This is a genomic window from Mesorhizobium sp., from assembly GCF_024509055.1.
Classification (GTDB): domain Bacteria; phylum Pseudomonadota; class Alphaproteobacteria; order Rhizobiales; family Rhizobiaceae; genus Mesorhizobium.
Window position 1 is genome coordinate 1 of the sequence record NZ_JANINM010000036.1, and the last position, 6,710, is coordinate 6,710.

The following is a 6,710-nucleotide window of genomic DNA, read 5'->3' on the forward strand; positions in this document are numbered from 1 at the left end:
TCTCCACCACCACGATGGCGTCGTCGACGACAAGGCCGATCGCCAGCACCATGGCCAGCAGCGACAGAAGGTTGATCGAGTAGCCGACCGCAAACAAGATGAAGCAGACGCCGATCAGCGACAGCGGGATGGTGACGATCGGCATCAGCACCGACCGGAACGAGCCGAGGAACAGGAGGATGACCACGACGACGATGGCGACGGCCTCGGCGATGGTCTTGAACACCTCCTCGATCGAGGCGCTGATCTGGCCGGTGGCGTCGTAGACGATCTCGATCGTCATGCCTTTCGGCAGCGTATCCTGGATCTGCGGCACGAGCTTGGTCAGCGCCGCCGCCGTCGTCAGCGGATTTGCCGCCGGCGTCGGGAATATGGCGAGGAAGGTTCCCGGCTTGCCGTTGAAGCTCACCCTCGTATCCGTGTTCTCCGCGCCGAGCTCGACACGCGCCACGTCGCGCAGGCGCACCACATGGCCGTCCGTCGAGCGGATCGGCAACTGGGCGAAGGCCTCGGGCGTCTGCAGCGTCGAATGCACGGTGATCGAGGAGACCACATACTCGTTCTGGGTGTTGCCAGGCGCCGACAGGAAGTTCGAATTGTTGATCGCGGTCAGCACATCCACGGCCGTTGCACCACGCGCGGCAAGCCGGATCGGGTCGATCCAGATGCGCATGGAATATTCCTGGGCGCCGAAGATCTGGACGTCGGCGACGCCTTCCACGGTCGAGATGCGAGGTCGGATGACGCGCTCGATATACTCGGTGAGTTGCTCCTTCGTCATGTTCGGGTTCTGCATCGAGATGTACATCATCGCGAACTGCTGACCGGTGCCCTTGACGATCACCGGATCCTTCGAGGCGGTCGGCAAGGTGCCACGCACGCCCTGGACCTTGGACAACACCTCGGCGAGCGCCACGTCAGGATTGGAACCGAGCTTCATCTGCACCGTCACCGTGCTGGAGGACGGACGGCTGGACGAGGTCACGTAGTCGATGTTTTCCGTAGAGGCGACGGCGCGCGCGATCGGGGCCGATATGAAGCCCTGGATCAGGTCGGCGCTGGCGCCGGGATAGGCCGTGGTGATGGTGATCGCCGTCTCGTCAACCTTCGGATACTGCCGGATCGACAGGCCGAAGATACCTTGGAAGCCCAGAAGCAGGATCATGCAGGCCAGCACCGTCGACAGGACGGGCCGGCGAATGAAGAGGTCTGAAAAGCTCATTGCTGAACCTGCTTGTTCGCCGATTTGCTGGGATCGATGGTGTTGTCGACGGCAACCGACATGCCGTTGAAGAGCCGGTTCTGGCCGGCCGTGACGACTTCGTCGCCCGACTTCAGCCCATCGGCTATCTCGACCATGCCGTTGTTGCGGCGACCGAGCTTCACGAACACCTGCGAAAGGACGAGCGCGGGCTTCTGCTCGCCGTCAGCCGGCTTGGCAGCATCAGCTGTGGTCTTGTCGGCCGGCTTGGCGTTGTCCGCCGGCTTTGCCGTGTCGGAGGCGGGCTTGGCGGCATCGGCTTGCTTGGCGGCATCGCCGGCAGGCTTCTCCGCGCCGGCCTTCGGGTCCTCCGGCTTTGCAGGAGCGGCAGCCCCTGATGCGGCCGGCTTGGCCGGTTCGACGACGAAGACATAATCGCCGTAGAGGCTCGAGGTGACGGCCGTCTGCGGCACGGAAATGACGTTGCTTTCTTCCGGCAGTTCGACGCGGATCTGCACGAACTGGCCGGGCGTCAGCTTGCCTTCGGGATTGGCGACTTCGCCGCGGATCGACACCAGCCGGCTCGCCGGGTCGATCTTGGGGTCGATGCCGCGAATGGCGCCGGCGAAGGGCATGTCCTGGAGACTGCCGCCGATCCGCACCGTCTGGCCGATCTTCAGCAGCGGCAGCTGCTGCTCGGGGACGGTGAAGTCGATCCGCATGGTGTCGAGGTCCTGGATCGTCACGACCGAGTTGCCCGGCGCCAGGTACTGGCCAATGTCGATCTTCGGAATGCCGACGGTGCCGGTGAAGGGCGCGGACAATTGCTTCTGGTCGAGCACCGCCTGCAGTTTGTTCACCTGCGCGGCCGAGGCGTCCGCCGCCGCGCGAGCGGCATCGAGGGTCGCGTCCGTGCCGACACCGCGCCGCTGCAATTCCAGCGCGCGGGTCAGGGCGGCCTGATCGGAGGCTGCCTGGGCCTTTTGCGCCACCAGGTCCGCCTTCTCGACGGCATCGTCGAGCTGCAGCAGCACGGCGTCGGCCGCGACTTTCTGGTTGGCGTGGAAGAGGATGTCCTTGACGATACCGGCGGTCTCGACAGTCAGGTCGACGCCGCGCACGGCATTGACGGTGCCGATCGCTTCAACCCCGGGCGTCCAGCTCGACGGCTTGACGACCACGGTCGATACCGTCGCGGCCGGCGGCTTCATGGTGGCGAAAAACTGTTTGATTGCGCTGTCGCGAAACAGGTTGAAGCCGACCACGCCAACACAAACCAAGGCGAGCAGCAGCAGCATTCCGGTGATGATGAAGAAGCGCTTCACGGACAGACCCCTCGAGCCGGACAACCGGCATAACGTTCAGTGCCGGGACACTTATCCACGATAAGTCCCGATTTCAAATTTCGGCGCCTTCCTGTACCGTCTGGACGGTCTTGTCAATTCTGCGTAAGCTAATGTAAGGGGGAGGCGATGAAAGCTCGCAGGGCAAATTCGCGCGACAGGATACTTGCCGCGGCCGCCGATGTGGCGCGCGAAGCAGGGCCGGGAAGCCTGTCGCTGGACGCCGTCGCCAACCGGGCCGGGGTGTCCAAAGGCGGCCTGCTCTACAATTTCCCGACCAAGGCCAAGCTCATGCAGGGGCTGGTCGAGAACTATCTCAAGGAATTCGAACAGGCGCTCGAGGCGGGCATTGCCGAGGCCGGCCATGAAAGCGCGCTCGCGGCCTATGTCAGGCTTTCGGCGGATGAGTGCGTGGAGCCGCAACCATCGGCATCCTGGATATTTTCGGCTATCGCCGAGGATCCTGATTTCCTGACGCCGATAAAATCCTTCAAGCGGCAGCTGTTCGAGAGGCTGAAAGGCGAGACGAACGACCTTGGCTCGCTGCTGGTCTGTTTCCTGGCCATCGAGGGGCTACGCAGCATGAACCTTTTCGATTCCGATGTGCTGTCGGAAGACGAGCACAAGCTGCTGATGGCCTCGCTTCTGAAGATAGCCGGGTAGGTTGCAGGCGTCACAACAGGTTCATGTCGCGGTCATAGCGTTCTTCCCGGTTCTTTGCTGCGATGCAAAAGGAGTGGGACATGGTGGACGTGGTTTCCAGTGAGGCGGGGATTCCGAGACCGGATCATCCCCTAGAACAGTCGAGTAGCGCCAAGTGGTTCCTGCCCGCCTTCGGTGTGCTGATCCTGGTCGGCATCATTTATGTGGGCTACGCGCTCAGCCAGGATCTGGCGGCGGCCAAGACGGTGCCGTGGATCCTGCTCGGCATCGCCTTGCTCATCGCGCTGGGCTTCGAGTTCGTCAACGGCTTCCACGATACCGCCAATGCTGTGGCGACCGTCATCTACACGCGCTCCCTGCCGGCCGAATTCGCCGTCATGTGGTCGGGCGTCTTCAACTTCCTCGGGGTCCTGACCTCCAGCGGCGCCGTCGCGTTCGGCATCCTGTCGCTGCTGCCGGTCGAGCTCATCCTGCAGGTCGGCTCGTCCTCCGGCTTCGCCATGGTGTTTGCGCTGCTCGTCGCGGCCATCCTGTGGAACCTCGGCACCTGGTTCCTCGGCCTGCCCGCCTCGAGCTCGCACACGATGGTCGGCTCGATCATCGGCGTCGGCCTCGCCAACCAGTTCATGGCGCCGGCCGGCAGCGCCACCAGCGGCGTTGACTGGTCGCAGGCGACCAATGTCGGCACGACCCTGCTGGTCTCGCCGATCGTCGGTTTCTTCGCCGCCGCCGCGCTGCTCTATGTCATGAAGATCCTGGTGCGCAATCCGGCCCTCTACCAGGCGCCGAAGGGCAACACGCCGCCGCCATGGTGGATCCGCGCCCTTCTGATCTTCACCTGCACCGGCGTGAGCTTCGCGCACGGCTCGAATGACGGCCAGAAAGGCATGGGCCTGATCATGCTGATCCTGATCGGCGTGGTGCCGACCGCCTTCGCGCTCAACCGCACGCCCGACATCAACTATCTCGAAGCCTACAAGTCGGCTTCAGCCGCCGTCGAGCAGTCGCTGGGCAAATACGTCAAGCCGGGCGTCACGGTGGCGGACCCCAAGGCAGCAGTGCAGGAGGCCGTGCGCTCCAAAACCTGGAGCGACCAGACGACACTGGCGCTGCAAACCTACATCCACAACACCACCGCCGAGCTGCAGCCTTATGCCACCGTCGACAAGGTGCCGACCGATCTGGTCAGCAACGCCCGCAACGACATCTACCTGATCGGTGAGGCTTTGAAGCTGATCGACAAGAAGCAACTGCTGCCGATGAAGGCCGACGACCTGAAAGCGGTGACGGACTACCACAAGGCGGTCGACAACGCGACGAAGTTCATCCCGCTCTGGGTGAAGGTCGCCGTGGCGCTGGCGCTCGGGCTCGGCACCATGGTCGGCTGGAAGCGCATCGTCGTCACCGTCGGCGAGAAGATCGGCAAGAGCCACCTGACCTATGGCCAGGGCGCGGCCGCCGAGCTGGTCGCGATGGTGACGATCGGCATGGCAGACCGGCTCGGCCTGCCTGTGTCGACCACCCATGTGCTCTCGTCAGGCGTCGCTGGCACGATGGCGGCCAACGGCTCTGGCCTGCAGTGGTCGACCGTGCGCAACCTGGCCCTCGCATGGGTGCTCACGCTGCCGTGCTCGATCGCGCTGGCCTTCGTGCTGTTCGTGATCCTGCGCCACGTGTTCTGAGGGACCGGGGCCGGACTGGCCCAACCGCCCAGTTGAAGAGACGGCGCCGTTCGCGGCGCCGTCTTTGTTTTTCGCACCGGGCTCAGGGCACTGGCGATGCAAAAAAGAACCGCCGCCCAAGGGCGGCGGTAGCGATCGTCGTCGGGGCAGGCTGTCAGAAAGTCAGGTCGGGTCTTCGCGGTGCAGGTCGTGGATCGCGACGCCCTCGACGTTGGTCGGCAGCGTCAGCCACTGCTTGTGGCGCAGCGTGCGTTCCGTGTCTTCCAGGCCCATCTCCCAATGCTCGCGCATCGAGGTGCCCGAGAACTCGTAGTCCTTGGCGTGACCCTCGTAGCCTTTGTGCTGGTAGATGAGGTGGACGATGTTGACGACGCCGGCGTCGGAATAGTCGGCGATGATTTCCTTTTCGCCGTCCCTCAGTTGGTCCGGCGGAACGCGCTTCAGCGCATCGAGCAGCTTCATCTTCAGCGCGTGGATGCGCTGGAAATTGTCCGTGTTCTGGCGGGTGCGGCTCGAATACATGATGTCCTTGTGGCGGGACAGCACGTCGGCCATGCCGCGCGGCAGCACGCCTCGGGCGCTGAACAGATCGACCTGGAATACCAGCGAGGATCGGTCCTCCTCCTGGTCGAGCAGGTATTGCAGCGGCGTGTTGGAGACGATGCCGCCGTCCCAGTAATACTCGCCCTCGATACGGACCGAGGGGAAGGCCGGTGGCAGCGCACCGCTCGCCATGATGTGCTCCGGCCCGATGCGCACCTTGTCGGTGTCGAAATAGACGAAGTTGCCAGTCCGGACATTGACCGCGCCGACGCTGAGCCGCTTCTTGCCGTCGTTCAGCACATCGAAGTCGATGAGGCTTTCCAGCGTGCCCTTCAGCTCGGCCGTGTCGTAGAAGCTGGTGGCGCCTTCGGCGCCTGAAAGCTGGAACCAGGGGTTCGGATTGCGCGGCTTGAAGAAGCCGGGCTGCCCCATCGTCATCGTCATCAATGACGAGGTCTGGTTGCGGATGTCACGGTAGATGTCGCCCTCGGGCGTATAGGCCCAGATCTTGCGGCCCGAGATCGTCTGCCAGAACTGTTCGAGCCGCTGCAGCCGGCGGCTCGGCTCGTTGCCGGCGATGATCGAGGCATTGATGGCGCCGATAGAGACGCCGGAGAGCCAGGTCGGCTCGCAGCCGGCATCGGACAGCGCCTGGTAGACACCGGCCTGATAGGCGCCGAGTGCGCCGCCGCCCTGGAGGACCAGGGCGATGCGGTCATATTGCGCTGTTATTTCCTCGATGGTGGCGGCGACCGCCTTGTTGCGGGTGCGTTCAAGCAAGAGCTTTCTCCGGCTGGGTTGCGCCAGCCGCGGGCTGGTTCTGGTCGGCGAGATAGTCGTGCACGACCTCGCCCAGCCCAAGCGTCAGATCGGCGGTGAAGTGGACGGCCGAGACGATCTCGAGCACGGGCAGCTTTGCCACATCGGCCATGACGTGAGGGCGCAGGTCGAGCGCCGCCGGAGCGGTCCAGGCTTCCTTCAGGGTCACGTCGGTGAGGTAGTAGCGGACCAGCTCGCAGATGCGCGGGCTTCCGTCGACATGCGGGATGATCTTGATGAGGAAATTGGGCGCGGCCAGGGAGGCCAGAACCTGGTCATGGTCGGCCTCGCGATGCTTGTAGCCCATCGTGCCGGTGGCGCAGAGCACGCTGCCATAGTGCAGGGTGCCGACCACCACTTCGCCTTCATGCACGATCTTGGGGCTGGCGAGCTTCTTCGGGAAGCCCCAGAGCTCGCGGCCGCCGGCGATCGGCGCGTCGTCGTCGAGATACATGGAGT

At 64.0% G+C, this 6,710-nt stretch carries 6 protein-coding genes; 2 read left to right on the plus strand and 4 right to left on the minus strand.

Annotated features, from left to right (window positions below; genetic code table 11):
• Both Q0L57_RS02355 and Q0L57_RS02360 read right to left on the minus strand, forming a co-directional pair.
• Positions 1-1,222 (minus strand): efflux RND transporter permease subunit (locus tag Q0L57_RS02355; RefSeq protein ID WP_296737438.1); only part of this gene is annotated, 1,222 nt, incomplete at its 3' end.
• Positions 1,219-2,499 (minus strand): efflux RND transporter periplasmic adaptor subunit, encoded by a 1,281-nt coding sequence (locus Q0L57_RS02360; RefSeq protein ID WP_296737447.1) that lies wholly within the window; start codon positions 2,497-2,499, stop codon positions 1,219-1,221. The genes Q0L57_RS02360 and Q0L57_RS02355, both read right to left, overlap by 4 nt.
• Before the next feature lie 174 nt (positions 2,500-2,673).
• Between Q0L57_RS02360 and Q0L57_RS02365 the strand changes: the two genes are divergently transcribed.
• Together Q0L57_RS02365 and Q0L57_RS02370 are read left to right on the plus strand one after the other, a co-directional pair.
• The gene (locus Q0L57_RS02365) at positions 2,674-3,207 is read left to right on the plus strand and encodes a TetR/AcrR family transcriptional regulator (RefSeq protein WP_296737439.1); all 534 of its coding nucleotides are present in this window, start codon (positions 2,674-2,676) and stop codon (positions 3,205-3,207) included.
• Between the two features lie 80 nt (positions 3,208-3,287).
• Positions 3,288-4,889, plus strand: coding sequence for an inorganic phosphate transporter (locus tag Q0L57_RS02370; protein ID WP_296737441.1), 1,602 nt, complete (start codon positions 3,288-3,290; stop codon positions 4,887-4,889).
• 162 nt (positions 4,890-5,051) lie between these two features.
• Here Q0L57_RS02370 and Q0L57_RS02375 read toward each other — a convergent pair whose 3' ends face one another.
• The gene (locus Q0L57_RS02375; protein ID WP_296737443.1) at positions 5,052-6,212 is read right to left on the minus strand and encodes a patatin-like phospholipase family protein; all 1,161 of its coding nucleotides are present in this window, start codon (positions 6,210-6,212) and stop codon (positions 5,052-5,054) included.
• Positions 6,205-6,710 (minus strand): acetoacetate decarboxylase (locus Q0L57_RS02380; protein WP_296737445.1); only part of this gene is annotated, 506 nt, incomplete at its 5' end. The genes Q0L57_RS02380 and Q0L57_RS02375, both read right to left, overlap by 8 nt.

Bases quoted from the DNA above. Each gene is read 5' to 3' on its own strand.
- Q0L57_RS02370 (WP_296737441.1), top strand. From the start codon at position 3,288: ATGGTGGACGTGGTTTCCAGTGAGGCGGGGATTCCGAGACCGGATCAT.
- Q0L57_RS02360 (WP_296737447.1), bottom strand. From the start codon at position 2,499: ATGCTGCTGCTGCTCGCCTTGGTTTGTGTTGGCGTGGTCGGCTTCAAC.
- Q0L57_RS02365 (WP_296737439.1), top strand. From the start codon at position 2,674: ATGAAAGCTCGCAGGGCAAATTCGCGCGACAGGATACTTGCCGCGGCC.